This window comes from Pseudochelatococcus lubricantis (assembly GCF_011762225.1).
Classification (GTDB): domain Bacteria; phylum Pseudomonadota; class Alphaproteobacteria; order Rhizobiales; family Beijerinckiaceae; genus Pseudochelatococcus; species Pseudochelatococcus lubricantis.
The window spans coordinates 117,388-143,288 of record NZ_JAASQI010000010.1; the positions used below are offsets into that span (position 1 = coordinate 117,388).

Here is a 25,901-nt window from a genome sequence, read left to right on the forward strand (position 1 = left end):
CCGTTCCCGCCCGCCGATCTGCCTCAGGCGCAGGAACGCTGCGCGCCGCTCAGCGGCCAGCGTTCCCTTTCGGCCTTGCCCAGCGGCTCCTCGATCGGCGGCGTGTGGTTGTCGATCCAGGCGGAAGGCCGCGCGAGGCGCGAAAGCTTGTCGGGATTGCCGAGGCGCACGCGGTTACCGTCGACGACGACGCCGTAAGCATCGAGCTTGGCAAAGGCGCGCGACAGGTTTTCCGGCGTCATGCCGAGCAGCGAGGCCAGTACGCGCTTCTCGTGTGGAATGGTGACATCGATGCCCCCGCCCTGCCGCACCTGCAGCGTGACCAGATAATTGGCCAGCCGCTCCACAGCGCTGCGCAGCTTGAGATTTTTCACCGAGCGCACCAGCCCGCGATAGCACCCGGCCAGCTCCTGCGACACCTCGAAACAGAAGGCGGCATCGCGCTTCATGCCCCGGCGCAAGGCATTGCCGGATATCATCAGGATTTCGGACCGGTCGAGCGTCACCGCGCCCATCAGCGACGTCGCGTCCAGCACCACGGCAGCGAGGATGAAGGTGGAAACGGGCCGCAGCACGGCCAACGTCGTTTCCTTTTCCTTCCAGGTGCCCTGCAACTCGACCTGCCCGTCGAGCAGTATATAGAGGAAATCGACGGGATCGCCTTCGAGGAGCAGTGTCGTCCCCGCCGGAAACCGCTGCAGGAATGCGCCGCCGGTGACTTCGTTGAAGGTATCATCCTCCGCCCCGGCAAAAAGCGGCAGTGCCCTGATACGGTCAAGATCGGTGGTGCGCATGGCTTTGAATCGGTGCTTCGCGTCTGGCCGGATCGTTCATGCCGGCTTGATCTGCATCAAACCAGATAACTATATCTGCCTTTCTGGAATCTGTCAAAATAGATGCCCCCAATTAGCATCAATAAGGCTGGCAGTTAACAAAAGACGCCCTCGGCAAGATCGCTGTCAAGTCTGGACTGATTCTGGATTCCCGTCACGAACGCGCTTGATTGCGGTCAAGTCTGATCCGGCAAACCCGGGTGATGGTCTCGAAGAAGGACATATTGCGTAGCAGCCGCGCCGCGAACATGTCCACCCAGGAGCCATCATGACCACATCAGACCAGCCGGCTCAAGGTGCCCGTTCCGCCCTGTGGATGAGCACTACGGCTTTTACGGCGTGCTTCGCCGTGTGGACGATTTTTTCCATCATCGGCATCGATATCCAGCGCCAGCTCGGCCTCAGCGAGACAGAGTTCGGCCTGCTGATCGGCACCCCCATCCTGACCGGTTCGTTGATCCGTCTCGTTCTCGGCGTGTGGACAGACCAGTTCGGCGGCCGTGTCATGCAGCTCATCGTGATGCTGTCGGCGGCGGTCGCGACCTTCCTGCTGGCATATGCCCATACTTACTGGCAATTTCTGATCGCGGCGCTCGGCGTCGGCATCGCGGGCGGCTCGTTCACCGTTTCTACAACCTATGTGTCGAAATTCTTCCCCGCGCGCCTGCAGGGCACCGCGCTCGGCATCGTCGGCGCGGGCAATGTGGGTGCGGCCGTCACCAAGTTCCTCGCGCCGATGGTCATGGTCGCCTTCGGCTGGAATACCGTCGCGCAGGTCTGGGCGGCGGTGCTCGCCGTCATCGCCGTCGTCACCTTTCTCATCACCCGCGACGACCCGGATCTGGCCGAACGCCGCCGTACCGGCACGAAGCCGCGCCCCTTCGCCGAACAGTTCGCGCCGCTGAAGAATCTGCAGGTCTGGCGTTTCTCGCTCTATTACTTCTTCGTCTTCGGCGCTTTCGTGGCGCTGTCGCTGTGGCTGCCGCGCTATCTCGTCGCCAACTACCATTTTGACGTGAAGACGGCCGGCATGGTCGCCGCCGCCTATTCAGTGCCGGCCTCGCTGTTTCGCATCTACGGCGGCTATCTCGCCGACAAGGTGGGTGCGCGCAAGATCATGTACTGGACGTTCACCGTCTCCGTCATCACGACCTTCCTGCTGTCCTATCCGCCGACGAGCTACGTGGTGGACGGCATCCACGGCCCGATCAGCTTCCGTGTCGAGACCGGCCCTCTGGCCTTCGTGGTCATCATCTTCGTGCTGGGCTTCTTCATGAGCCTCGGCAAGGCCGCCGTCTACAAGCACATCCCGATCTACTACCCGAAGGATATCGGCGCCGTCGGCGGGCTCGTCGGCATGATCGGCGGCCTCGGCGGCTTCATCCTGCCCATCGTGTTCGGCATGCTGAACGACCTCACCGGCGTCGCGCAGAGCTGCTTCATGCTGCTGTTCCTCATCGCGGCCGTCTCGCTGGTGTGGATGCATGTCGCCATCCGCCAGATGGAGGCCGAGGCCACCGGCGCCGCCACCCGCGACCTGCCAGCCCTGCCGGAGATGCAGCCCGTCCACACGCCCGCGACGGCTGGCGCCCTCAAGGGTGCGGTCATCGAGGACTGGCGGCCGGACGACGCCGCCTTCTGGGAAGAGAAGGGCAAGCGGATCGCCAGTCGCAATCTGTGGATTTCGATCCCGGCGCTGTTCCTGTCCTTTGCTGTGTGGATGGTGTGGTCGGTCGTCGTTTCGCAACTGCCGCGCATCGGCTTCAACCTCTCCACGAACCAGCTCTTCTGGCTTGCGGCGGTGCCTGGCCTCTCGGGCGCGACGCTGCGCATCTTCTACAGCTTCATGGTGCCGATCTTCGGCGGGCGGCTGTGGACGACGCTCTCCACGTGGTCGCTGATCCTGCCGGCGCTCGGCATCGGCTTTGCCGTGCAGAACCCGGAAACGCCCTATTGGATCCTGCTGCTGCTCGCGCTGCTGTGCGGCTTCGGCGGTGGCAACTTCGCCTCGTCGATGGCCAATATCGGCTTCTTCTTCCCGCGCTCGCAGAAGGGCAGCGCGCTCGCGCTCAACGCCGGGCTGGGCAACCTCGGCGTCAGCGCCATGCAGTTTCTGGTGCCGCTCGCCATCAACATCGCCGTGTTCGGCAGCCTCGGCGGCGAGCCGCAGACCGCCGTCAGCAACGGCGTCACCACGGCACTCTACCTGCAGAATGCAGGCTTCATCTGGGTGCCTTTCATCATAGCATCCGCCTTCGCGTCGTGGTTCGGCATGAACGATCTGGCCGCGGCCAAGGCCTCTTTCGCCGAACAGGCGGTGATCTTCCGGCGCACGCACAACTGGATCATGTGCTGGCTCTACACCGGCACCTTCGGTTCCTTCATCGGCTTTTCCGCTGCCTTCCCGCTGCTGGCGCGCATTCAGTTTCCGGAAGTGAACGCCCTGCAGCTCGCCTTTCTCGGCCCGCTCGTCGGCGCCCTCGCCCGTTCGTTCAGCGGCGGGCTCGCAGACAGGGTCGGCGGCGCGAAGGTGACGCTCGGTGTGTTCGTCGCCATGTCGATCGGCATCGTCGGCGTCATCTGGTTCGCTGGCGCGGGATCGTTCGCCGGCTTCTTCGCCAGCTTCATCCTGCTGTTCATCGCCAGCGGCGTCGGCAACGCCTCCACCTTCCAGATGATCCCGCCGATCATGCGCAAGGAAGTGGCGCGCCTAGAACCGCATCTGTCGCGCGAGGAAGCTTTGCGCGAGGCGGACCGCGAGAGCGCCGCCATCACCGGCTTCACCTCCGCGATTGCCGCCTATGGCGCGTTCTTCATCCCGATGGGCTTCGGCCTGTCGATCTCGACGGCGGGCAACGCCGTACCGGCGCTGGTCGTCTTCCTCGTGTTCTACGTTTCATGCCTCGCCATCACGTGGTTCGTCTACGCACGCCCGGGCGGTCTGCTGCACGACGAGGAGAACCGCAAGAAGCCCGGCGCAACCACGCCCAGTTCCGGCCCGCTGACGGCACACTGACAGGAGCCCACGATGAGCCATACACTCGATCGCCTGCTGTTCTTCACCCGCAAGACGGAGACGTTCGCCAACCGGCACGGGGTGCTGACCGACGACGACCGTTCCTGGGAGGAGGCCTACCGCAACCGCTGGCGGCACGACAAGATCGTGCGCTCCACCCACGGCGTGAACTGCACGGGTTCCTGCTCGTGGAAGATCTACGTCAAGGGCGGCATCGTGACGTGGGAGACGCAGCAGACGGACTACCCGCGCACGCGCCCGGACCTTCCCAACCACGAGCCGCGTGGCTGTTCGCGCGGGGCGAGCTACAGCTGGTATCTCTATTCCGCCAACCGGGTGAAGTACCCGCTGATCCGCTCCCGTCTGCTGAAGCTGTGGCGCGAGGCCCGCGCCACGCTGACGCCGGTCGCCGCATGGGCCTCCATCCAGGAGGACGCCGCGAAGCGCGGGGACTACATCGGCGTGCGCGGCTCCGGCGGCTTCGTGCGCGCGCATTGGGAGGAACTGACCGAGATCATCGGCGCCGCCAACGCCTACACTATCAGGAAGTACGGCCCCGACCGCGTATTCGGCTTCTCGCCCATTCCGGCGATGTCGATGATCTCGTATGCCGCGGGGGCGCGCTACCTGCAACTGATCGGCGGCGTCTGCGGTTCGTTCTACGACTGGTACTGCGACCTGCCGCCCGCCTCCCCCCAGACCTGGGGCGAGCAGACGGACGTGGCCGAGAGCGCGGACTGGTACAATTCGAGCTTCCTCATCCTCTGGGGATCGAACGTGCCGCAGACCCGCACGCCGGACGCGCATTTCTACACCGAGGCCCGCTACCGGGGCGCTAAATCGGTCGTCATCTGCCCCGACTATTCGGAAGCGTCGAAATTCGCCGACCTGTGGATGGCGGTGAAGCAGGGCACGGACGCCGCGCTCGGCATGGCCTTCGGCCACGTCATCCTGAAGGAGTTCCACGTCGACCGGCAGGTGCCCTATTTCCGCGACTATCTGCGCCGCTACAGCGATATGCCCATGCTTGTGCGCCTCGTGCCGAAGGACGGCGGCTACGTGCCGGACCGGCTCGTGCGCGCTTCCGATTTCTCGGATACGCTCGGCGAAACGAACAATCCGGACTGGAAGACCGTCGCCGTCGACGAGGCGACGGGCCGCATCGTCGTGCCGAACGGCTCCATCGGCTTCCGCTGGGGCGAGAGCGGCAAATGGAACCTTGAGGAAAAGGCCGGCGGCGAGCCCGTCTCGCTGCGCCTGGGGCTCAAGGGCATCCACGACGACGTGGCGGGTGTGCGCTTTCCCTATTTCGGCGGCAAAACCAGCAACGGCTTCGCCGCCACCGCGCACCCGGACGTGCTCACCCGCAACGTGCCGGTGAAGCGCCTTGCGCTGCAGGACGGCGAGACGCTGGTGGCGAGCGCCTGGGACCTGCTGCTCGCCAACTACGGTGTAGACCAGGGCTTCGGCGGCGATCACATGCCTGCCACCTACGACGACGCCGAGCCCTACTCGCCCGCCTGGGCGGAGGCTGTCACCTCCGTGCCGCGCGCGCAGATCGTCGCCACGGCGCGCGGCTTCGCCACCAACGCCGAAAAGACGAACGGCAAGTCGATGATCATCATCGGCGCGGCGGTCAACCACTGGTACCATATGGATATGACCTACCGCGCGGCCATCAACATGCTGGTGATGTGCGGCTGCGTCGGCCAGTCGGGCGGCGGCTGGTCGCATTATGTGGGGCAGGAGAAGCTGCGCCCGCAGACCGGCTGGGCTCCCCTCGCCTTTGCACTGGACTGGGCCCGCCCGCCCCGCCAGCAGAACTCGACCTCGTTCTTCTACGCCCACACGGACCAATGGCGCTACGAGACGGTCGCAACCGACGAAATCCTGTCGCCAACCGCGCCCGAGGGCGACTGGGCCGGCTCGTTCATCGACTACAACGCCAAATCCGAACGTCTCGGCTGGCTGCCCTCCGCGCCGGCGCTGAAAGCCAACCCGCTCGACATCGCGAAGGCCGCCGCCGCCGAGGGCGTCCCGGCGGGCGAGTATGTCGCGCGCGAACTCAAGGCCGGGCGGCTGGAAATGTCCTGCATGGATCCGGACGATCCGCACAACTGGCCGCGCAACATGTTCGTGTGGCGCTCGAACCTGCTCGGCTCCTCCGGCAAGGGCCATGAATACTTCCTCAAGCACCTGCTCGGCGCATCCCACGGCGTGCAGGGCAAAGATCTCGGCGAAGCCGGCCGCGAGAAGCCGCGCGACGTGAAGTGGCATGACGAAGCGCCGCAAGGCAAGCTGGACCTGCTGGTCACACTCGACTTCCGCATGTCGACCACCGCCGTCTATTCCGACATAGTGCTGCCCACCGCGACCTGGTACGAGAAGAACGACCTCAACACCTCCGACATGCATCCCTTCATCCATCCGCTCGGCGCGGCGGTGGACCCGGCATGGGAGTCGAAATCGGACTGGGAGATCTTCAAGGCCATCGCCAAGGCGTTCTCGGCGGTCGCGCCCGAAGTGCTGGGCAGGGAGCAGGATGTGGTGCTCACACCCATCCAGCACGACAGCCCCGGCGAGCTCGCGCAAGCCTTCGACGTGCGCGACTGGTACAGGGGCGAGTGCGAGCCCGTCCCCGGCAAGACGATGCCGGCGGTCGCCGTGGTGGAGCGCGACTACCCCAATGTCCATGCGCGCTTCACCTCCGTCGGCCCGCTGATGGCCAAGGTCGGCAATGGCGGCAAGGGCATCGCGTGGCAGACCGGCCACGAGGTGGACCTGCTGAAAGCGCTCAACGGCGAGGTGCCGGAGGAGGGGCCGACGAAGGGCCTTGCCAAGATCGATACCGACATCGACGCCTGCGAGGTGGTGCTGATGCTGGCGCCCGAGACCAACGGCGAGGTGGCCGTTAAGGCGTGGCAGGCCCTCGGCAAGCTCACGGGGCGCGACCACACGCATCTCGCGGAGCCGAAGGAGGACGAGAAGATCCGCTTTCGCGACATCGTCGCCCAACCGCGTAAAATCATCACCTCGCCGACGTGGTCGGGCATCGAGAGCGAGCACGTCTGCTACACGGCGGGCTACACCAACGTGCATGAACTGATCCCGTGGCGCACCATCAGCGGCCGCCAGCAGCTTTATCAGGATCATCCCTGGATGCGCGCCTTCGGCGAGGCGCTCGTCGTCTACCGGCCGCCGGTCGACCTGAAGACGACGCACGTCAAGGGCCTGAAGCCCAACGGCGAGACGGAGATCGTACTCAACTTCATCACGCCGCACCAGAAATGGGGCATCCACTCCACCTACACCGACAACCTCTTGATGCTCACCCTGAATCGCGGCGGGCCGGTGGTGTGGATTGCGGAGACCGACGCCGGCAAGGCAGGCATCCGCGACAACGACTGGGTGGAGGTATTCAACGCCAACGGCGCGATCACCGCGCGCGCGGTGGTGTCGCAGCGCATCCGGGAGGGAACGATGTTCATGTACCACGCGCAGGAGAAGATCATCAACACGCCCGGCTCCGAGATCACCGGCCAGCGCGGCGGCATCCATAACTCCGTCACCCGCACCATCCTGAAGCCGACACACATGATCGGCGGCTACGCCCAGCTCGCCTACGGCTTCAACTATTACGGCACCGTCGGCTCGAACCGCGACGAATTCGTCGTCCTTCGCAAGATGAGAAAGGTGGACTGGCTGGAAGAGCCCCTCGCCGCATCTTCAAACACCGGGAAGGAGCTTGCCTGATGAAAGTGCGCGCGCAAATTGCCATGGTCCTCAATCTGGACAAGTGCATCGGCTGTCACACCTGTTCCGTTACCTGCAAGAACGTGTGGACCAACCGCGACGGCGTCGAGTACGCCTGGTTCAACAACGTAGAGACCAAGCCCGGTATCGGCTATCCCAAGGACTGGGAGAACCAGAAGCGCTGGAACGGCGGCTGGCGGCGGCGCAAGAACGGCCGCATAGAGCCGCGCATGGGCGCGAAATGGCGGATTCTCTCCAAGATATTCGCCAACCCCGATCTGCCCGAGATCGACGACTATTACGAGCCGTTCGATTTCGACTACGCCCATCTGCAGACGGCGCCGGAACTGAAGGCGTTCCCCACCGCGCGCCCGCGCTCGAAGATCACCGGCGAGCGCATGGAAAAGATCGAGTGGGGGCCGAACTGGGAGGAAATCCTCGGCGGCGAGTTCGAGCACCGGGCGAAGGACTACAACTTCGAGGGCGTCGAAACCGAGATCTACGGCGCCTATGAAAACACTTTCATGATGTACCTGCCGCGCCTGTGCGAGCACTGCCTCAACCCCGCCTGCGTCGCCGCCTGCCCGTCGGGCGCGATCTACAAGCGGGAGGAGGACGGTATCGTCCTCATCGATCAGGACAAATGCAGGGGCTGGCGCATGTGCGTTTCCGCCTGTCCCTACAAGAAGATCTACTACAACTGGGACTCCGGCAAATCGGAGAAGTGCGTCCTGTGCTATCCCCGCCTTGAGGTGGGCCAGCCCACCGTCTGTTCGGAAACCTGCGTCGGGCGCATCCGCTATCTCGGCGTGGTGCTCTACGATGCGGACCGCATCGAGGAAGCCGCCTCGACCGAGAACGAGCAGGATCTCTACGAGGCACAGCTCGGCATCTTCCTCGATCCCGCCGATCCGGCGGTGATCGCGCAGGCGCGGGCGGACGGCGTGCCGGAGGCATGGCTGGAGGCCGCGCGCCACAGCCCCGTCTACAAGATGGCGATCGACTGGAAGATCGCCTTCCCGCTGCATCCCGAGTACCGCACGCTGCCGATGGTGTGGTACGTGCCGCCGCTCTCGCCCATCCAGTCGGCGGCGGCCGCAGGCGTGCTGGAGATGGACGGCGACATGCCGGACGTGAAGAGCCTGCGCATTCCCCTGCGTTACCTCGCCAACATGCTGACCGCCGGCAAGGAGGCGCCCGTCGAACTCGCCCTGCGGCGCATGCTCGCCATGCGCGCCTTCATGCGCGCGAAGACCGTCGACGGCGTCATCGACCATCCGGCGGCGGAGCGGGTGGGCCTGACAGCGCCGCAGATCGAGGAAATGTACCGCTATCTCGCCATCGCCAACTATGAGGACCGCTTCGTCATCCCCACCGCGCATCGCGAAACCGGCGAGGATGCCTTCGACCTGCGCGGCGACTGCGGCTTCACCTTCGGCAATGGCTGCGGCGGCGGCAATTCCGACGTGGGGCTGTTCGGCAAGCCCAGACACACGCACGGGCATACGCCCGCCAACACGCCTGCGGAGGCCTGAACATGGCGAAGCCCCTGCCCTCTCCCGTCACCTACCGCGCGCTCGCCGCCTTCCTGTGCTATCCTGACGCGGACGTCCAGGCCGCAGCGCCGGCGGCGATGGCCGTCATCCGCGCGGAAAGCGGCCTGCCCGCGCATCTTGTCTCGGCGCTCGAAAAGCTTGCCGGCGAACTTGCCGGCGGCGATCTCCTCACCCTTCAGGAGCGCTACGTCAGGCTGTTCGACCGCACCCGCTCGCTGTCGCTGAACCTCTATGAGCACGTGCATGGCGAAAGCCGCGAGCGCGGGCAGGCGATGGCGGCGCTCCTCGCCCTCTACCGCTCGCGCGGGCTCGAACTCTCGTCGCGGGAGCTGCCGGACCACCTGCCGGTGTTCCTCGACTTTCTCGCCACCCAGCCCGCGAACGAGGCCGCCTCGCTGCTGGCCGAGGCCGCCCATGTGCTGGAAGCGCTGGCCGAGCGGCTGAAGAAGCGCGCGAGCAACTACCGCGCCGTGTTCGGCGCGCTCGTGCAGCTCGCCGGCGAGCGCGCCGACCGCGAGGCGCTGCGCGCGCTGCTCGCCGAGCCCGACGAGGACCCCGACGACCTCGAACGGATCGACAGGGCCTGGATGGACGAGCCGGTGAACTTCGGTCCCGGCGAGGCCGGCTGTCCCAAGGCCGAAAGCTTCATTCGCCAGATGAACAAGGGAGTGTGAGACCATGGCCACGGAACCCGTCACCGCCGGCGACATCGGCTGGATCACGCAAGCCGTGTTCGGCTACTATCCTTATGTCGCGCTGACGTCGCTCGCGCTCGGCTCGATCATCCGTTTCGACCGCGAGCAGTACACCTGGCGCTCCGGCTCGTCCCAGCTCCTGCGACGCAAGCAGCTGTTCTGGGGATCGACGCTGTTTCATCTCGGCGTTCTCGTCATTTTCCTCGGCCATTTCGTCGGCCTGCTGACACCCATCGCGGTGTTCGACTTCATCGGCATCACCCATGGCCAGAAGCAGGTGCTGGCCATCGTCGCCGGCGGCGTCGCGGGCATTTTCTGCATGGCCGGCGCACTGATGCTGCTGCACCGGCGGCTCTACGATCCGCGCATCCGCCAGACGTCGTCCTTCTCCGACATCGCCATCCTGATCATGCTGACCCTGCAATTGGCGCTGGGGCTGCTGACAATTCCCGTGTCGCTGCAGCATCTCGACGGCGGCGAGATGGTGAAGTTCATGCAATGGGCTCAGGGCATCTTCAGCTTCCGTCCGGGCGCCGCCGCCTACGTCGCCGATGCGCACTGGATCTTCAAGGCGCATCTCTTCCTCGGTCTCACGATTCTGCTGGTGTTCCCCTACACCCGCCTCGTGCACATGCTTTCCGCGCCCGTCTGGTATCTCAACCGGCGCGGCTGGCAGCTCGTGCGCACCCGGCGGGATATCGGGGCGAAAAGACAGCCGGAGCCCGCGAAATGACCATGCCCGCCATCGTCGTGGACGGCGTCGAGATTCCCGAGGCGCTGATCGCCGAAGAAGCGCAGCACCATCCCGCGTCTTCCGCGAAGGCGGCGCGGGAGGCTGCCGGCAGGGCGCTCGCTGCCCGCGCCCTGCTGCTGGCGCGGGCGCGGGAACTCGCCCTCGTGCCGGCACCGGAACGGGATGACGCGGGCCGCGAGGAAACCGCGGAGGAAGCGCTCATCCGCGAGGTGCTCAGCCGCGAGGTGGAGGCGAAGCTCGCCGATCGCGACGCACGCCTGCGTTTCTACGAGGTCAACCAGGACCGCTTCCGCGCTCCGGATCTCTACGACGCCGCGCACATCCTGTTCACGCCGGACAGGAACGCGGATGACGCCGGTGCCGCCCTGCACGAGGCCCACGTGCGCGCCGAGGAGGTGCTGCGCCGCCTCGCCGACGCGCCGCAGGCCTTCGCCGACATTGCCCGCGACGTTTCCGACTGCCCCAGCGGCAAGGCGGGCGGGCATCTGGGGCAAATGCAGACCGGCGACCTCGATCCTGCCGTGGAAGCGGCGCTCGCCGCGCTCGAACCGGGCGAAACGTCCCCGGCCCCGGTGCGCTCGCGCTACGGTTGGCATATCCTGCGGCTCGACCGGCGCATCGACGGCGCGGTGCTGCCCTTCGCCCATGTAGAGGAAGCGATCCGTCTGCATCTGGACAGCCGCGCGTGGGTGCAGGCCGCCGGCCGCTACGTGCGCAGCCTCGCGGACGATGCGCGCGGCAGCGGCGTCGTCGTGTCGCTCACCGCCGAGGGCACCGTCGGCAGGCCGACGCTCACGCTCGGGCAGGTGCTCGGCGCGGACGCCGCCACGCTGGCGGGGTTGGAGGTCTGGCTTGCCACCGCCGATCCCGATCTGCTCGCGCGCGTGCGTGCCGTGGCGGAAGCCGATGGCGGCGATGTCGCCGGTTTCGTGCAGCGTGAGGCGCGCGCCTTCGTCACGGAGGCGGACGACGAGGCGTGGACGTCACTGATCTCCGCCGCGCAGAACGGCCCGGACCCGGTGCTTGCCGCGCTACGCTTCATGCTGCGCAGCAAGCTGGTGCCGCCGAGACGCACCCGCACGCTGATCCGCACCGTATGACCGGCATGACCGGCGCCGCATCCGCACCGGCAGGCGGCCTGTGTGTCGTCGTCCTCGCCGGCGGCGAGGGGCGGCGCATCGGCGGCGGCAAGCCGCAGCGCCGGCTCGCCGGGCAGACGCTTCTCGCCCGCGCCCTCGCGCTCGCCGGGTCCTGGTCGGCTCATGTCGCGATCGCCGTCCGCCATCCCGGACAGGCACCAGAGCGCTTTCCGATCCAATGGCATCAGGTGAGCAATCAGAACTCGCCCGGCTGGAATAGTAGCAGCGCGTCTTCCGATCCTGCGAAATCGGAAGATGCCCGGGGCGCTGCAGAAGTCGTGATCGACGATCCGGCTATCGACGGCCCGCTGTCCGGCCTGCTCGCCAGCCTGCGCCACGGGCGGCGACTGGGTTGCAACGCGGTGTTGACGATCCCGTGCGACATGCCGTTCCTGCCGCCGGACCTCGCCGGGCGGCTATCCGCCGCGCTGGCCGGCACCGCCGGACCGGCGGTCGCCGTGGCATCGAGCGCCGGACGGCTCCATCCCGTCTGTGCCCTGTGGACGCCGGACGCGGAGGCTGTCCTGCTGCGGGAGGCGGACGCGGGCAGGCTGTCGCTGACCAACCTCACCGAAAGGCTCGACCGGCGGATCGTGGATTGGCCGGTGACGGCCATCGATCCGTTCTTCAACATCAACACACCGGAAGACCTCGATCTCGCCGCAGCCCTGCTCACAGAACCTGCACAGCGATCGACTTGAACAGCGCCAGTACCGGCTTTCCGGCCTCGATCTCCAGTTGAGCGACCGAGTCCGGCGTCAGTTGCGAGAGCAACAGGCTGTCGCCCACCGCGATCTCCACCAGCGCGAGCCTGCCGCCCGGCGCCTCGCGGACGGCGCGCACCGTGCCGGGAATGACGTTGTTGGCGCTGATGCGCGCAGGCCGCTCCAGCGCCAGCACCACGTCGCTCGCCGGAATCCGGATACGCAGCCTGCTGCCGGGAGGAAGCCCTATCCTCGGCACAAGGAAGCGCGCGCCTTCCGAAGATGCGCCCGCCGCGCCGCCGGTGGCCCGCAGGACAGTCAGCGCCCGCGCGTCGTCGTGGGCGGCGATCTCAGCCGGAATGATGGCGCCGGCGTCGTTGCCGAGGGCCAGCGGCAGGTCGGCGCGCGCGGCGATCTCGCCCACCGGCCCGCAGCCGATCACCCGCCCCGCTTCCATCAACACCAGCGTATCCGCGAGCCGCGCGACTTCTTCCATCGCATGGGAAACGTAGAGCACGGGCGTTCGCAGACTGTCGCGCAGGCGGGCGAGGTAGGGCAGGATTTCCGCCTTCCGCGCCGCGTCCAGCGCCGCCAGCGGCTCGTCCATGACGAGCAGGCGCGGCTGCGACAGCAAGGCGCGGCCGATCGCCACCCGCTGCCGCTCGCCGCCGGAGAGCGTCGCAGGGTAGCGTTTCAGCAGATGGCCGATGCCGAGCAGTTCCACGGTCTCGTCAGGATCGATCGGCCCGGGCGGCGCCCGCCGCAGACCGTAACGCAGGTTGTCCCGGACCGACAGGTGCGGGAACAGCCGCCCCTCCTGAAAGACGACGCCAATCCGCCGCCGTTCCGGCGGCAGGTCCGACAGTACGATGCCGTCCAGCACGACCCGGACCTCGTCGGCCCGCAGCAGGCCGGAAACCGCCGACAGCACCGTCGACTTGCCGCAGCCCGACGGGCCGAACAGCGCCGTCACGCCGGGAGCGGGCGCGGAAAAGGAGACATCGGCGGAAAAATCCGGAAAACGATGCCGGAGAAAGACGTCCAGACTCATGATTTCAGGCGCTTCCCGGACCACCGGCTGAACCACTCGCCGGCAAGCAGCCCAGCAACCGCGAGCACAATCGAGATCAGCGCGAGCCGCGCCGCGGCCGCTTCGCCACCCGGTGTCTGCAAGGCCGCGAAGATGGCGAGCGGCAGGGTCTGCGTCTGCCCCGGCACGTTGGAGGCGAAGGTGATGACCGCGCCGAACTCGCCGAGGCTCGCCGCATAGCCCATGATCGCCCCGCTGATCACGCCGGGCGTCATCAGCGGCAGCGTCACCGTGAAAAAGCGGTCGACGGCGCCCGCGCCCAACGTGCCCGCGGCCTCCTCAAGACCGGCATCCACCGCTTCGAGCGAGAGGCGGATGGCGCGCACCATCAGCGGAAAGGTCATCACCGCGCAGGCCAGCGCCGCGCCCGCCGCGGTGAAGACGAGGCGGATACCGAACCATTCATGCAGGAACTGCCCGACGTGGCCGCGAATGCCGAACACGACGAGCAGCATCCAACCCACCACCACGGGCGGCAATACCAGCGGCAAGTGCACGATGATGTTGAGGATCGTGCGTCCCGGCATGCTCCGCCAGCGCAGCAGCAGCGATGTGACGATCGCGGCGGGCAGGCCTATGGCGACGGCATTCGCCGCCACGGCAAGGCTCAGCCGCACCGCCTGCCACTCCTCATGGGTGAGTGCGAACATATCGTCCGGACCGTCCTCAGGGCTTCGTGAAGCCGAGGCGGCCGTAGACTTCCTGCGCCTCCGGCCCGGTGAGGAAGCCGAGCAGCCTGCGCGCTTCCGGGCCATCCGCCTTCGTGACGACGGCGAAGGGATAGGTCACCGGCTCATGCGATTCCTTCGGGAAAACGCCGACGATGCGCACGCCCTTCGAAACGGCGGCGTCCGTCTCATAGACGATGCCGAGCGGCGCCTCGCCGCGCTCCACCAGCAGCAGCGCGGAGCGTACGTTGTCCGCCCGCGCCAGACGCGGCGAGATCGCCTCCCACTGGCCGAGCCAGGTGAGCGCCAGCTGCGCGTATCGCCCCACCGGCACGTGTTGCGGATCGCCCGTCGCCAGACGGTTGCCCTCGCCCAGCAGCGCGGCGAGATCGGTGGTCTTCGTCAGCTCGACGTTGAGCGTGCTGTCTTTCGGCGCGACCAGCACCAGCCGGTTGCCGATGGGCGACACGCGCGTTTCCGCCACGATCAGGTTGCGCTCCTGCGCCCAGTCCATCCACCGCTCATCCGCGGAAATGAAGATGCTCGCGTCGGCCCCCTGCTCGATCTGACGCACCAGCGTGGAGGACGCGGCGAAGCTGAACCCGAACGGCGCATTGCCCTTGCCGACCCACAGATCGTTCACCTGGCGGATAGCATCCGTCAGGCTCGCCGCCGCGAAAACGGTCTGCTGTGACTGGGCGAGCGCCAACCCCGGCAGCAGCGCCGACATGAGAAACAAGGCGACAGCAATAAACCGCGATACCATTTCATGCTTCTCCTTCAGAGAAAAACGTAAAATACGCTGCATATACGTATATGAACACGATAGCGAAATAATAATAACTAACTTACTCACCTCTGTTGAAAAAGATATATTACCTCAAGAATATATCTCCAGAACTGAGACATCGCTATGGATCAGAAGCATTTTACAGACAGGGCAAGGGCGCTATAAGCGGTTTCCGGTTACGCTTTACTTTTATCAAGCGGGTGAGCGAAGAATTCATTATGGGGATCAGGGATCCGTCGCTGCCCGCGGATGCCGATGCATGTATGGTGACGCGAAGGCTGCGGCCGGATCAGGAGAGACAATCATGAAAATCAGCGCGCGCAACGTTCTCGAAGGCAAGATCGTCGACATCGTCAAGGGCGCGACCACCGCGCATGTCCGCATCGACGTGGGCGGCAATGTCATCACCTCCTCCATCACCAACGAAGCCGTCGACGACTTGCAACTGGAAGTCGGCCAGACCGCATACGCGATCATCAAGGCCTCCGACGTGATCGTCGGAACGGATTGAGCTGCGTCAGCCGCCGACCTGCGCGAGATTGCGGGTCGCGCCCGGATCGTTCCGGTGCAGAAAGTGGGCTGCCGCCTTGTCGAGCAGCCCACTTTTCACCCTCGCGCGCAGTTCCGGAATGTCGGCGTCGTCCTGAAGAAGATCGCGCAGGTCGAGGCCGCCGTCGCCGAACAGGCAGAGGCGCAGTTTGCCGCGCGCCGTCACGCGCAGCCTGTTGCAGGTATCGCAGAAGCCGGGGGCATAGGGCGCGATAAGGCCGATGCGCCCGGCATGGTCGGGCCGGGTATATTCGACGGCCGGCCCGTCATCGAACCGCCGTTCCGCCCGGCACCAGCCGTTCGCCTCAAGCCATTCGCGCAGCACGGAGCCGCCCACGTGGTGGGCGGTGAAGTAGTCCGCGTTGTCGCCGGTGCGCATCAGCTCGATGAAGCGCACGGAGACAGGACGACGCCGGACGAAACGCACCCAGTCGTCAAAGCCCCTGGCCGCCGTTTCCCGCAGCAGCACTGCGTTGACCTTGACCGACGGCAACTGCATACCGATAGCCAGATCGACCCCCGCGAGCACGTCCGCCAGACGGTCGTGCCCGGTTATCGCGTGGAAATCGTCCGCGACGAGGGAGTCGATGCTGACGTTGAGATTGGTGAGCCCGGCCGCGCGCCACTCAGGCAGCCTGTGGCGAAGGTTCCAGCCGTTCGTGGTCAGCGCGACCTTGTCGATGCCGGGTGTGGCGGCGACGGCCGCGATGATGTCGGCCAGATCCTTGCGCACGGCGGGCTCTCCGCCCGTCAGCCTGATCTTGGACATGCCGAGGCCGGCAAAGGCGCGCACGAGCCGGGTGATTTCCGCCACCGTCAGATATGACGCCGGGTGTGCCTCGTCGGCCTTGCGCCAGCCGTTCGGCAGGCAATATGTGCAACGGAAATTGCACACCTCGGTGATGGACAGGCGAAGATAGTGAAACCGGCGCCTGTGACCGTCCAGCAAGGCTGGCGGCTGAAAATTCATGGAAGCTCCTTTCCAATCGCGGGAGGCGCACGGGTTTCCCCACGCACCCTTTGGCCCGGCAGGGCCCGGCCCCGTATCCGTGGCTCGCGCTTTAGGACGGGGGGCTCGGAGCAGATGCTGAAATCACTCTAGTCGACAGCGAAGACGAAGGCTTTGACGGTTCGCGTTCCGGCGGTTGACTGTCATCAATGCCACCCATGGCTTATGACAGTCGGGAGCGCGGAGCACCCTCCCCGGCTCTACAGCGGGAGAAAGGATACTTCCCGCCCCTCGGGCAGCACACCCGCCCCGGCGGCGCGCCGGATGAGAATGCGGCTGACGCCCAGCGCGGCCTGCGCGCTGGAATCCTGATTACCGACGAAAACGGCCCTGCCTTCGTGCAATTGCCCGCGATAGAACGTCTCGCGGTCGCCCACTTCCGGCGCGTTCTCGCCGAGGCGGGCGCTCTGCCACTGCCACGCCAGGCCGGCCCCGCGCCCGGACAGGCCCGCCACCAGCGGCGCGAGGAAGAGCCGCGCCGTCACCAGCGCCGATCCCGGATTGCCGGGCAGTCCCACGACGAGGCGCGCGCCCGCGCGGCTCATCCACACCGGCTTGCCGGGCTTCATGGCGACTTTCGAGAACACCGGCTGCATCGCATGTCCGCGAAACATGTCGCGCGCGTAGTCACGCTCTCCCACCGAGGCGCCGCCGGTCACGACAACGATGTCGCTGCATGCCAGCGCCTCGTCCGCACCCGACTCCAGCGCTTCGAGCGTATCGGGAATGCGAAGGCGCAGAACGACGGCACCGCCGAACGCTTCCGCCAGCGCCGCGATCCCGACGGACACGCTGTCGGGCACCGCCCCCGCCCGCAGATGCGCGGTGCCGGGCACCGCCAGTTCGTCTCCCGTCGCGAGAATGGCAATGCGGGGCTGGCGTACCGCACACACCTCGCCAACGTCCGCGCCCGCAGCGGCGATCAGCGCCTGCGGCGTGAGCACGATACCGGCCGGCAATATCGCCTCGCCGGCGAAGAAGTCCGACCCGACGGGACGGATATGCCTGCCGCCCGACGGCGTCCGGTCAAAGAAGGCCAGCCCGTTCGACTGGCCGACCTGCTCCTGGATGACGACGCGGTCGAAGCCGGGCGGCACGACGGCGCCGGTGAATATCCTGACGCAGGTTCCCGGTCCCGCCCGCTTGCCGAAGGGCCGGCCGGCATAGGATTCCCCGGCCACGCGCAGCTTGACCGGCGCCTGCGCCAGATCGCTGTCACGGACGGCATAGCCGTCCATGGCTGAGGTCGGGAACGCCGGCGCGGTGCGCGGCGCGACGACCGGCCGGGCAAGCACGCGGCCCGCCGCCCGGTCGAGCGGCACCTGTTCCGTGGCAAGCGGTTGCGACAACTGCCGGACCAGGGCCACGGCTTCGTCGAAGGAAATCATGATCCCGCCCGCCAGTCCCCGGAGCGTCCGCCGGATTTCGAGACAAGACGTATCCCGTCTATCGTCATTTCGCGGTCGAGCGCCTTGAGCATGTCATAGAGCGTCAGGCAGGCGACGCTGACGGCGGTGAGCGCCTCCATTTCCACGCCCGTGGGGCCGTTGGTGCGGGTTTCGGCGCGCACACGGAACCCCGGCGCCGTCTCGTCCGGCTCGATGGTGACCTTCGCCTTGGTCAGAAAGAGAGGGTGGCATAGCGGGATCAGCTCCGCGGTGCGCTTGGCGCCCATGATGCCGGCAATCTCGGCCGTGGTGAGGACCGCGCCCTTGGGTGCGCGCCCGGCAAGCACGGCCTCGACGGTCTCCGGCTGGCAGCGCAGCACCCCCTCGGCAACGGCGGTCCTGTCGGTCTGCGGCTTGTCGGAAACGTCGACCATCCGCGCGCGGCCCGCCTCGTCGAGATGGGTCAGGCCCGCCTCTCCCGCCACGCCGGTCATGGGTCCGCCGGTGATAGGTCCGCCGGTCATGGGCATATTCCCCTGTAGCGCGGAACCTGCCCCACCAGAGAACACGGACGGAAACGGCTGTCGAGTTCCTGCGCCAGCACACCGTCCCACGCATCGCGGCAGGCGCCGGTGGAGCCGGGAATGCAGAAGATGAAGGCGTCGCCGATCTGCCCCGCCAGCGCCCGCGACTGCAAGGTGGATACCCCGACCGTGCCGAGGCTGAACTGATGGAACACGACGGCGAAGCCCTCCATGTTCCGCCGCAGCAGCGGCGTGACAGCCTCCGGCGTGACGTCGCGCGGCGAGAAGCCGGTGCCCCCCGTGGTGAGGATGATGTCGATCCCCGGATCGCCGGCCCATGCGCCGACAACGGCACGGATGGCGTCGATATCGTCGGTCACGATCCGGCGATCCGCCAGCACATGCCCCGCCGCCTGCAGCCGCGCCGTCAGCAGGCCGCCCGACGTGTCATTCTCCACGGAGCGGGTGTCCGACACCGTCAGCACGGCGATATTCAGGGGATGGAACGGTAGAGATTCGTCGATGCCAGCCATTCATTCGCTCCAGCGGGACCGGTCGTCGTGGTCCCTGTCCGTCGGTTCGATCCACCGCGCGCCGTCCGGGCCCACTTCCCTTTTCCAGAAGACAGCCTCGGTCTTGAGGCGGTCCATCATGTAGTCGGCGGCCTGAAAGGCCTCGCGGCGGTGTGCCGCCGCCGCCGCGACGAAGACGATCGGCGCGCGCACGGGCACGATGCCGCACCGGTGCACGATGGTCGCCGCGACGATGCCGAACCGGCCCAGCGCATCCACGCCGATGTCGCAGATCGAGCGCTCGGTCATGCCCGGATACCAGTCGAGTTCGAGATAGTCGAGCGCCGCGCCCGCCGCTCCCCGCGCCCGGGCCACGCCGGTGAAGGAAACGACCGCCCCGGCCTCCGCCGCCGCTGTCGCGAAGCGGGCGAGTTCAGCGGCCGGGTCGATGGCCTGTTCCGAGAGACGAAACGGCTCCATCCGTCAGCCCCCGGACACGGCGGAAAAGAACGCGATCTCCTGCCCGGGCAGCACCGGCGTGTCGTCGGTCGCCGCCACCTTGTCGACCGCCGCGCGGGTGCCTGCCCCGAACGGGGACGGCGCATCCGGAGAGCCGAATGCCGCCTCCAGCAGGCCGCGCAACTCACCGATCCGCGTCCCCGAAGCCGGAATCGCGACCACGGCGCTTCTGCCGCACCGGTCCGACAGGCGGCCGAAAAACAGCACGGTCACGGACGCTTCCTGAAGAACGTTGGACATGGGCCCCCATCGGAACATCGCTAGAGAGCGCGCGATCCGACGGGATCAGATTGCGCTCTAAATCCAATATTTTACCGCAACTTGCATTCAATTCGACGGATGGACTTGAATGCAACTGCTCTAGCGCCGGACTTGTGCCGGGAGCATCGTGCAGCTCGTCTTTTCATAGCAGGGTGCGGCGCGAGACTGCTTGTCGGTAATCAAGCTCGGACATGATACAATTCAAATTGGAAGCATCAGCGCGCCATGTGCGCCAACCCGTTCTGCGGCAGGCACAATCAGGCGGCGGCGCCGCGAAGGGGATGACGAGTCGGGGGATGACGGATCGCGCTGCCGGGGGTTACCGCCGTCCGTCAGCCGGCCCAGTCGCCGACGAAGTGCCCGAGATGCAGCTCCATCAACTCTGCGACCTTGGCCTCGTCACCATCGACGATAGCGTCGAGTATTTTCTGATGTTCGAGAGCTGAATCGACCAGTTTGCCGTTGCTCGAAAGCTGCCTCAGGCCATACTGCCGGCTCTGGTCGCGAAGGTTGTCGATGATCGAGACCAGTTGCTCGTTGTCCAGCACGTCAAGCAAGCCGAGGTGAAATCTGCGGTCGGCATCAAGATATCCGACGATATCGCCAGCTTCGGCGGAGGCGGTAATCTCGGCGGCGATGCGGGAAAACTCGGCAAAGCGCGGCGCGATCTTCTCTTTTATCCTCGCGAGCTTCGCCATCGACGGCACTTCGAGCATCATGCGCAGATCATAGATATTGCGGCGCTCGCGGTCGCTGAGAGGAACGACCCGGAAACCGCGGTTGCGCACCGTTTCCATCAGGCCCTGATTGACGAGCGTGAGCATCGCCTCGCGCACCGGGCTGTTCGATACGCCAAGTTCCGCCGCCAATGCAGCGGCAGAGTAAATCTCGCCCGGAACCAGGTCACCCGAAATAAGCCGAAGCTTCAAGACTGCAAGAGCCTGCTCTCTCAGGTTCGTTTGCTGAAGCTGGTTTACTGCCACGATAATCACGCCGCCATCAGGTAACTTGCTGCTTATATGTTACATGCTACCATCCCGGCCTCAAGTCAAGCTCACGCGCTGCGCACGCCGGCGTCCCCCTTCTCCTTTCCTGACAGGGCAAGGGAGGCCATTGACAAAAATCGGTAACCGATAACATCCTATCGGCAAGAATGCGCATTCACGGCCTTCAGGGCCGCCCTTCCCTTCGGCGAGAAGGAAACGCTCATGCGTTCCAGAGTTTCCATCCACGTTATCGGTTGCCACGCTGAGGGAGAGGTCGGCGATGTCATCGTCGGGGGCGTGCTGCCGCCGGCGGGCGCCACGATGATGGACAAGATGATCGCGATGGAGCGCGATCACGACAACATCCGCCGCATGCTGATTTGCGAGCCGCGCGGCAGCGTCGCGCGGCATGTCAACCTGATCGTGCCCCCAACCCGGGAGGATTGCGTAGCGGGTGCGATCATCATGGAGCCTACGGAATACGTGCCAATGTCCGGCTCCAACACGATCTGCGTCGCCACCGTGCTGCTGGAGACGGGCATGGTGCCGATGCACGAACCCGAGACGCGCTTCAGGCTCGACATGCCCGGCGGTGTCATCGAGGTTCGGGCGCTATGCCGCGACGGCAAATGCGTCTCCGTGACCTTCCGCAACGCACCCGCTTTCGCGGAACGGCTGGATGCGCCGCTCGAACTCGCAGGCTACGGCACCATCGGCATCGACATCGCCTATGGCGGCATGTTTTACGGCATCGTCGACGCCAGGGCGCTGGGTTTTTCCGTCACGCCGGACGAGGCCCGGGACCTCGGGATCCTCGGCGAGAAGATCCGCGTCGCCGCGCGCGAACAGTTCGAGGTGGTCCACCCGCTGTTCAGCCATGTGCGCGGCGTGTCCATCGTCCAGTTCGCCATGCCATTCCAGGGGCCGGGAAAGGTCACGCGCAATACCTGCATCGTTTCGCCGGGACGGTCCGACCGCAGTCCGACGGGCACGGGCACGTCCGCCCGAATGGCGGTTCTGCAGGCGCGCGGCCTTATGAAGACGGGAGACGTGCTGATTCACGAGTCGATCATCGGCTCGCATTTCACGGGACGCATCGAAGCATTGACCGAGATCGCCGGACGGAAAGCAATCATACCGGAAATCACCGGGCGTGCCTGGATCACCGGCGAGCATTCCTACTATCTCGATCCGACGGATCCTTACCCGGAAGGTTATGTGCTTTCCGATACATGGGGTGTTTCCACTTCATTGAAGCAATAAGCGGGGCGCGCCTGTATCGGGTAGGTTTCCGCAACCAGAGGGATAACGAATGAAAATCGAGGCGATTGATGTCTTTGGTTACGTCCTGACCTATGCCCACGGCGAGTATGTGATGTCGAATGGCCGGGCCGCCGTATCCCAGCCCTCGACACTTGTCAGGCTGCGAACGAATACCGGCCTTGAAGGCTGGGGCGAAGCGTCGACACTGGGCGGAACCTACCTCCCCGCATTCGCCGGGGGAACGCGGACCGCGATCCGGGAAATCGCGCCCACGCTGATCGGACTCGATCCGGCCAACATCTCGCTGGTCAATCGCGCCATGGACGGCGTCCTGCTCGGGCAGCAGAGCGCCAAGAGCGCCATCGATATCGCGTGCTGGGACATTCTGGGCAAGTCTTGCAACATGCCGGTTTCGGCGCTGCTCGGCGGCGTTCTGCAGGAGTCCTTTCCGCTTTACGAGGCCGTACCGCTCGCCTCCCCCGAGGAAATGGCGGATTTCGTCCAGAAAAGATCCGCCGCGGGCATCCGCAGATTCCAGGTCAAGGTCGGCAACGATCCCTATGACGACATCGCGCGGACCCGCAGCGTCGCGGCGCATGCCGGCGGCGACGCCGTCGTCATCGCGGACGCGAACGGCGGCTGGAACCTGCAGGCGGCGCTCATCGCGGTACGCAACCTCGCGGACCTCAACATCTACATCGAGCAGCCCTGCCGCGACACGGCGGACTGCGCGATCGTGCAGCGTTCAAGCACGCTGCCGCTCGTTCTGGACGAGTCCGTCGTGAACACCGCGGAACTGTTCCGCGCGAAATACGAGGCCGGCGCCGGCTCGGTCAACGTCAAGCTCGGCCGGCTGGGCGGCATCACGGGCGCGGCGCGGATACGGGCGGCGGCGCAGGATCTCGGCATGACGATGTGCATCGAGGACGTCTGGGGCGGCGACGTGGCGACCGCGGCCATTTCCCATATGGCCGCCAGCACGGCGCCGGAGGCGCTGCTTCACGCATCCTTCTTCAACGACTGGACGAACGAGCACGTCGCCGGCTACCTGCCGCGCTCCTCGGCGGGACGCGGCTCCGCGCCAACTGGCCCCGGACTTGGCATCGAGGTCGATGCCCGGAGTCTCGACGCGCCGCTTTTCAGCATCCACTGACGTCCGCGAAGCTTCGTGCAGCTTGCGTTGTTATATGTAATATGTTACCGGCTACCCGTCATTGCAACGCTGCATCTGGCCCAGCCGCATCTGGCCCACGCACATGCCGCCCGTACGGAAGCGACGGCGAAGGGCGGCGGGAGCAATGATCCGGGCGGGCGCCGGGGTTTTCCGAAACACGCCTTCCAAGCCTTTGCTCGTATACCCGATAAGGAGACCTTGCATGACGACAAGTATTTTTTCCGGCTGCATGCCCGCGTTGATGACGCCGTGCAAGGAAGACCGCAGCCCCGATTTCGACACGCTGGTTCGGGACGGGCAGGAACTTATCTCGGCGGGTATGTCCGCCGTGATCTATTGCGGTTCCATGGGCGACTGGCCCCTCCTGACCGACCAGCAGCGCATGGAAGGGGTAGAACGTCTGGTGAAAGCGGGCGTGCCGGTCGTTGTCGGCACCGGCGCGGTCAACACGGCTTCCGCCGTGGCCCATGCCGCCCATGCGCAGCAAGTTGGCGCGAAGGGCCTGATGGTCATTCCCCGCGTGCTTTCCCGCGGTTCGTCAGCGGCCGCGCAGCGCAACCATTTCAAGGCGATCCTGTCGGCGGCGCCGTCCATCCCGGCCGTCATCTACAACAGCCCCTACTACGGCTTCGCGACCCGCGCCGAGCTGTTCTTCGCCCTGCGGGCCGAGCATCCGAACCTCGTCGGCTTCAAGGAATTCGGCGGCCGGGAAGCGCTGACCTACGCGGCCGAACACATCACGAGCCAGGGCGACGGGGTGACGCTGATGGTGGGCGTGGACACGGCGGTGGTCCACGGCATCGTCAATTGCGGCGCCGCGGGCACGATCACCGGCATAGGCAATGTGCTGCCGCGCGAGGTCCTGCACCTTTGCGCGCTGTCCCACGCGGCCGCCAATGGCGATGTGGACGCGCGGGTGCGGGCTAAGGAACTCGAACAGGCGCTGGCCGTTCTTTCATCCTTCGACGAAGGCGCGGACCTTGTCCTCTTTTACAAGCACCTGATGGTCCTGAAGGGCAAGCGGGAGTACACTCTCCATTTCAACGCGAGCGATGAGCTTTCGGCAAGCCAGCGCGGCTTTGCCGAAGCGCAACTGAAGTTGTTCGAGAGCTGGTATGCTGGGTGGAGCAGGCAAACCGGCGCCGTCGAGAAATATCGCGCGTGAGAAACGTCGCCTCTGATTAAGAACCCCCGAGTAAAAAGGAGCGGTGGCATCAGATTTTCTGTTCGCCGCTCCATCGTGGCAGTTGCACGTTCATGAACGAGCGCGCGCCGTCGCCAGCGGTTCAGGAAGGCTCGGCGGTATTCCGGAAGGAGGCGGCAGGCGGGATCACGCCGTTCTCGCCCGCCCAGGCGATCACGCGGGCGGCGACCTCCTTCCCCTTCTGCTCGTAGATCAGGAGATGGCAAAGGCCCTCGGCCAGATCGTAATCCGTGCGTGCCGGCGCCAGTTTCTGCCATAGCCACGCGCTGTACACCAGGGCCGGAGCCACCAGCCTGTCCTCGCTGGCGGCTATCAGAAGAAGCGGCGCCTGCCGGGCCGGCGGCCAGAGGAAGGTACCGAGACCCACCGCCGCCTCGCCGTAGATTCGTCCTGGGCTCGGCACGAGGCGGTCATAGATCTCCCTGCGTGTGTCGGGCGGCAGGGTGTTGGCGACGCGCGTATCGAACACGTCGCGCGCGACGTCATAGGTCTGGCTCCAGCCCCGCCAACCCGCCCCCACGAGCAACGCCGATCCGAAGGAAACGGGGTCGGGCCAGAGCCCGGCGAAGGGCGCGGGTGAAAGCACCGCCCCGGCCGCGCCGAGACCGCGCGCCAGCAACAACTGGACGACAAGCCCGCCGAAGGAATGGCCGACCAGCAGCGGTGGTGTGTCGAGCCCCGCGACAATTTGCGCGTAATGCTCGGTGATCTCACCCACCGAGAGTGCGCCAAGCTGCGGGTCAGGTGCAGCGCGCAGTTCCGCCTCCGACTTGTCCAACCCGGGCCAGGCCGGCGCAAGCGTTTGAAAACCCGCGTCCTCGAACGGGCGGCGGAACGCATCCCAGCAGGACGGCGTGACCCATGCCCCGTGAATAAAGACAACCGCAGGTTGCTTCAGGCTCTCATTAAGATGCTGCATCGCTTGACGAACCGCCTCCGCCGTTCGGGCACGCCCATGCAGAATCCGTCCCATGGCGCCCTTCCGCTGCGGGAAGATTGCATCAACAAGATGCGGGGTCAAACGCCTTGTCGGCAGCACACACACTTTCCCGCGCTCTCGCCGTCCGCGGCCGCAGCCCGCGCCCCCCGCCGCCATCGTGCCGGCTTCTCATGCGGTCACCACATGGCGGACATGCCTGCGCCTCCCTTCCATTTTGCACTGCAACATCTTAAATACTGCAACAGCGAAGGAGGAATGAAAATGGCAATACTTACGGCCCACCACGCAGACAGGCAGTGGCTTCAGGGCATCCTTGCCACGTTGTGGGAAGGCGTCAAGCTGTTCAGCGCGGCACGCGAATGCGCCGTGGCAGTCAATGCGCACCGCCGCCCGTCGTCTAAGGCGCTACAGACTCTCGGCATCGACGAAGCGGACTTCTGCGAGATACTCAAGCGTTCTTGAGACACCTCATATCGGCACGGACGGCTCGCGAGAGCCGTCACGCATAGGCGGCAATGGCGCCGTATGTATGCCTGGCCGGTATCTTAACCCGAGACGGGCAGTCTGACGGCTG

At 65.9% G+C, this 25,901-nt stretch carries 24 protein-coding genes and 1 riboswitch; of the genes, 12 read left to right on the forward strand and 12 right to left on the reverse strand.

The window, feature by feature from the left end:
• Positions 1-23: 23 nt before the first annotated feature.
• On the reverse strand, positions 24-794 hold the full coding sequence (ftrB, locus tag FHS82_RS18035; protein ID WP_166955495.1) for a transcriptional activator FtrB: 771 nt from the start codon (positions 792-794) through the stop codon (positions 24-26).
• A gap of 304 nt (positions 795-1,098) precedes the next feature.
• Here ftrB and FHS82_RS18040 point away from each other — a divergent pair, with 304 nt between their 5' ends.
• From FHS82_RS18040 to FHS82_RS18070, 7 genes are read left to right on the forward strand one after another with little or no spacing between them, the layout of a single operon-like run.
• The gene (locus FHS82_RS18040; RefSeq protein ID WP_377700053.1) at positions 1,099-3,849 is read left to right on the forward strand and encodes a nitrate/nitrite transporter; all 2,751 of its coding nucleotides are present in this window, start codon (positions 1,099-1,101) and stop codon (positions 3,847-3,849) included.
• Between the two features lie 12 nt (positions 3,850-3,861).
• A complete protein-coding gene (locus FHS82_RS18045) occupies positions 3,862-7,602 on the forward strand; it encodes a nitrate reductase subunit alpha (RefSeq protein ID WP_166955499.1) in 3,741 nt (1,246 codons plus the stop codon).
• Positions 7,602-9,137, forward strand: a complete 1,536-nt coding sequence (gene narH / locus FHS82_RS18050) for a nitrate reductase subunit beta (protein ID WP_166955501.1) — start codon at positions 7,602-7,604, stop codon at positions 9,135-9,137. The genes FHS82_RS18045 and narH overlap by 1 nt, the downstream gene beginning before the upstream one ends.
• Positions 9,138-9,139: 2 nt before the next feature.
• Positions 9,140-9,832, forward strand: coding sequence for a nitrate reductase molybdenum cofactor assembly chaperone (gene narJ, locus FHS82_RS18055; protein ID WP_166955503.1), 693 nt, complete (start codon positions 9,140-9,142; stop codon positions 9,830-9,832).
• Positions 9,833-9,836: 4 nt separating this feature from the next.
• Positions 9,837-10,586 (forward strand): respiratory nitrate reductase subunit gamma, encoded by a 750-nt coding sequence (gene narI / locus FHS82_RS18060; protein WP_166955505.1) that lies wholly within the window; start codon positions 9,837-9,839, stop codon positions 10,584-10,586.
• Positions 10,583-11,707, forward strand: coding sequence for a peptidylprolyl isomerase (locus FHS82_RS18065; RefSeq protein WP_166955507.1), 1,125 nt, complete (start codon positions 10,583-10,585; stop codon positions 11,705-11,707). The genes narI and FHS82_RS18065 overlap by 4 nt, the downstream gene beginning before the upstream one ends.
• Positions 11,704-12,447 (forward strand): molybdenum cofactor guanylyltransferase, encoded by a 744-nt coding sequence (locus FHS82_RS18070; RefSeq protein ID WP_166955509.1) that lies wholly within the window; start codon positions 11,704-11,706, stop codon positions 12,445-12,447. The genes FHS82_RS18065 and FHS82_RS18070 overlap by 4 nt, the downstream gene beginning before the upstream one ends.
• Here the strand turns inward: FHS82_RS18070 and modC are convergent.
• Genes modC through modA form a run of 3 tightly spaced genes read right to left on the reverse strand, consistent with a single transcriptional unit; the run spans position 12,419 to position 14,974 of the window.
• Positions 12,419-13,501 carry a molybdenum ABC transporter ATP-binding protein gene (modC, locus tag FHS82_RS18075; protein ID WP_166955511.1) on the reverse strand — a complete coding sequence of 361 codons (1,083 nt, stop codon included), beginning with the start codon at positions 13,499-13,501 and terminating at the stop codon, positions 12,419-12,421. The two genes, FHS82_RS18070 and modC, sit on opposite strands and share 29 nt — an antisense overlap.
• The gene (gene modB, locus FHS82_RS18080; RefSeq protein WP_166955513.1) at positions 13,498-14,190 is read right to left on the reverse strand and encodes a molybdate ABC transporter permease subunit; all 693 of its coding nucleotides are present in this window, start codon (positions 14,188-14,190) and stop codon (positions 13,498-13,500) included. Before modB ends, modC begins: the two co-directional genes overlap by 4 nt.
• A gap of 16 nt (positions 14,191-14,206) precedes the next feature.
• Positions 14,207-14,974 (reverse strand): molybdate ABC transporter substrate-binding protein, encoded by a 768-nt coding sequence (gene modA / locus FHS82_RS18085; protein WP_166955515.1) that lies wholly within the window; start codon positions 14,972-14,974, stop codon positions 14,207-14,209.
• Positions 14,975-15,302: 328 nt separating this feature from the next.
• On the opposite strand from modA, the gene FHS82_RS18090 reads away from it, so the two are divergent.
• A complete protein-coding gene (locus tag FHS82_RS18090) occupies positions 15,303-15,509 on the forward strand; it encodes a TOBE domain-containing protein (protein ID WP_166955517.1) in 207 nt (68 codons plus the stop codon).
• A gap of 6 nt (positions 15,510-15,515) precedes the next feature.
• Here the strand turns inward: FHS82_RS18090 and moaA are convergent, their stop codons facing one another.
• The 7 genes from moaA to FHS82_RS18125 form a co-directional block, all read right to left on the reverse strand.
• A complete protein-coding gene (gene moaA / locus FHS82_RS18095) occupies positions 15,516-16,517 on the reverse strand; it encodes a GTP 3',8-cyclase MoaA (RefSeq protein ID WP_166955519.1) in 1,002 nt (333 codons plus the stop codon).
• Positions 16,507-16,640: riboswitch (molybdenum cofactor riboswitch) on the reverse strand. Its footprint overlaps the gene before it by 11 nt.
• A gap of 116 nt (positions 16,641-16,756) precedes the next feature.
• Entirely contained in the window at positions 16,757-17,944 is a 1,188-nt protein-coding gene (locus tag FHS82_RS18100; RefSeq protein ID WP_166955521.1) for a molybdopterin molybdotransferase MoeA, read from the reverse strand.
• A complete protein-coding gene (gene moaC / locus FHS82_RS18105) occupies positions 17,941-18,468 on the reverse strand; it encodes a cyclic pyranopterin monophosphate synthase MoaC (protein ID WP_377700035.1) in 528 nt (175 codons plus the stop codon). The genes FHS82_RS18100 and moaC overlap by 4 nt, the downstream gene beginning before the upstream one ends.
• Positions 18,465-19,001, reverse strand: coding sequence for a molybdenum cofactor biosynthesis protein B (moaB, locus tag FHS82_RS18110; protein WP_166955523.1), 537 nt, complete (start codon positions 18,999-19,001; stop codon positions 18,465-18,467). The genes moaC and moaB overlap by 4 nt, the downstream gene beginning before the upstream one ends.
• Positions 19,002-19,460: a molybdenum cofactor biosynthesis protein MoaE gene (locus FHS82_RS18115; RefSeq protein WP_166955525.1), complete on the reverse strand. Its 459-nt coding sequence runs from the start codon at positions 19,458-19,460 to the stop codon at positions 19,002-19,004.
• 3 nt (positions 19,461-19,463) lie between these two features.
• Positions 19,464-19,739, reverse strand: coding sequence for a MoaD/ThiS family protein (locus FHS82_RS18120; RefSeq protein WP_208394319.1), 276 nt, complete (start codon positions 19,737-19,739; stop codon positions 19,464-19,466).
• 353 nt (positions 19,740-20,092) lie between these two features.
• Positions 20,093-20,752, reverse strand: a complete 660-nt coding sequence (locus FHS82_RS18125; RefSeq protein WP_208394320.1) for an FCD domain-containing protein — start codon at positions 20,750-20,752, stop codon at positions 20,093-20,095.
• 216 nt (positions 20,753-20,968) lie between these two features.
• Between FHS82_RS18125 and FHS82_RS18130 the strand changes: the two genes are divergently transcribed.
• From FHS82_RS18130 to FHS82_RS18140, 3 genes are all read left to right on the forward strand, one after another.
• On the forward strand, positions 20,969-22,009 hold the full coding sequence (locus FHS82_RS18130) for a proline racemase family protein (RefSeq protein WP_166955528.1): 1,041 nt from the start codon (positions 20,969-20,971) through the stop codon (positions 22,007-22,009).
• A 49-nt stretch (positions 22,010-22,058) separates the two neighbouring features.
• Positions 22,059-23,162: a mandelate racemase/muconate lactonizing enzyme family protein gene (locus tag FHS82_RS18135; protein ID WP_166955530.1), complete on the forward strand. Its 1,104-nt coding sequence runs from the start codon at positions 22,059-22,061 to the stop codon at positions 23,160-23,162.
• 223 nt (positions 23,163-23,385) lie between these two features.
• Positions 23,386-24,348, forward strand: coding sequence for a dihydrodipicolinate synthase family protein (locus tag FHS82_RS18140; protein ID WP_166955532.1), 963 nt, complete (start codon positions 23,386-23,388; stop codon positions 24,346-24,348).
• Positions 24,349-24,469: 121 nt separating this feature from the next.
• Here the strand turns inward: FHS82_RS18140 and FHS82_RS18145 are convergent, their stop codons facing one another.
• Positions 24,470-25,306 (reverse strand): alpha/beta hydrolase, encoded by an 837-nt coding sequence (locus FHS82_RS18145; RefSeq protein WP_166955534.1) that lies wholly within the window; start codon positions 25,304-25,306, stop codon positions 24,470-24,472.
• Positions 25,307-25,588: 282 nt separating this feature from the next.
• Between FHS82_RS18145 and FHS82_RS18150 the strand changes: the two genes are divergently transcribed.
• Positions 25,589-25,789, forward strand: coding sequence for a hypothetical protein (locus FHS82_RS18150; RefSeq protein WP_166955265.1), 201 nt, complete (start codon positions 25,589-25,591; stop codon positions 25,787-25,789).
• Positions 25,790-25,901 lie beyond the last annotated feature (112 nt).

Coding starts and splice junctions, on each gene's coding strand:
- ftrB (WP_166955495.1), bottom strand. CDS start 794: ATGCGCACCACCGATCTTGACCGTATCAGGGCACTGCCGCTTTTTGCC.
- FHS82_RS18045 (WP_166955499.1), top strand. CDS start 3,862: ATGAGCCATACACTCGATCGCCTGCTGTTCTTCACCCGCAAGACGGAG.
- narH (WP_166955501.1), top strand. CDS start 7,602: ATGAAAGTGCGCGCGCAAATTGCCATGGTCCTCAATCTGGACAAGTGC.
- narJ (WP_166955503.1), top strand. CDS start 9,140: ATGGCGAAGCCCCTGCCCTCTCCCGTCACCTACCGCGCGCTCGCCGCC.
- narI (WP_166955505.1), top strand. CDS start 9,837: ATGGCCACGGAACCCGTCACCGCCGGCGACATCGGCTGGATCACGCAA.
- FHS82_RS18065 (WP_166955507.1), top strand. CDS start 10,583: ATGACCATGCCCGCCATCGTCGTGGACGGCGTCGAGATTCCCGAGGCG.
- FHS82_RS18070 (WP_166955509.1), top strand. CDS start 11,704: ATGACCGGCATGACCGGCGCCGCATCCGCACCGGCAGGCGGCCTGTGT.
- modC (WP_166955511.1), bottom strand. CDS start 13,501: ATGAGTCTGGACGTCTTTCTCCGGCATCGTTTTCCGGATTTTTCCGCC.
- modB (WP_166955513.1), bottom strand. CDS start 14,190: ATGTTCGCACTCACCCATGAGGAGTGGCAGGCGGTGCGGCTGAGCCTT.
- modA (WP_166955515.1), bottom strand. CDS start 14,974: ATGGTATCGCGGTTTATTGCTGTCGCCTTGTTTCTCATGTCGGCGCTG.
- FHS82_RS18090 (WP_166955517.1), top strand. CDS start 15,303: ATGAAAATCAGCGCGCGCAACGTTCTCGAAGGCAAGATCGTCGACATC.
- moaA (WP_166955519.1), bottom strand. CDS start 16,517: ATGAATTTTCAGCCGCCAGCCTTGCTGGACGGTCACAGGCGCCGGTTT.
- FHS82_RS18100 (WP_166955521.1), bottom strand. CDS start 17,944: ATGATTTCCTTCGACGAAGCCGTGGCCCTGGTCCGGCAGTTGTCGCAA.
- moaC (WP_377700035.1), bottom strand. CDS start 18,468: ATGACCGGCGGACCTATCACCGGCGGACCCATGACCGGCGTGGCGGGA.
- moaB (WP_166955523.1), bottom strand. CDS start 19,001: ATGGCTGGCATCGACGAATCTCTACCGTTCCATCCCCTGAATATCGCC.
- FHS82_RS18115 (WP_166955525.1), bottom strand. CDS start 19,460: ATGGAGCCGTTTCGTCTCTCGGAACAGGCCATCGACCCGGCCGCTGAA.
- FHS82_RS18120 (WP_208394319.1), bottom strand. CDS start 19,739: ATGTCCAACGTTCTTCAGGAAGCGTCCGTGACCGTGCTGTTTTTCGGC.
- FHS82_RS18130 (WP_166955528.1), top strand. CDS start 20,969: ATGCGTTCCAGAGTTTCCATCCACGTTATCGGTTGCCACGCTGAGGGA.
- FHS82_RS18135 (WP_166955530.1), top strand. CDS start 22,059: ATGAAAATCGAGGCGATTGATGTCTTTGGTTACGTCCTGACCTATGCC.
- FHS82_RS18140 (WP_166955532.1), top strand. CDS start 23,386: ATGACGACAAGTATTTTTTCCGGCTGCATGCCCGCGTTGATGACGCCG.
- FHS82_RS18145 (WP_166955534.1), bottom strand. CDS start 25,306: ATGCAGCATCTTAATGAGAGCCTGAAGCAACCTGCGGTTGTCTTTATT.
- FHS82_RS18150 (WP_166955265.1), top strand. CDS start 25,589: ATGGCAATACTTACGGCCCACCACGCAGACAGGCAGTGGCTTCAGGGC.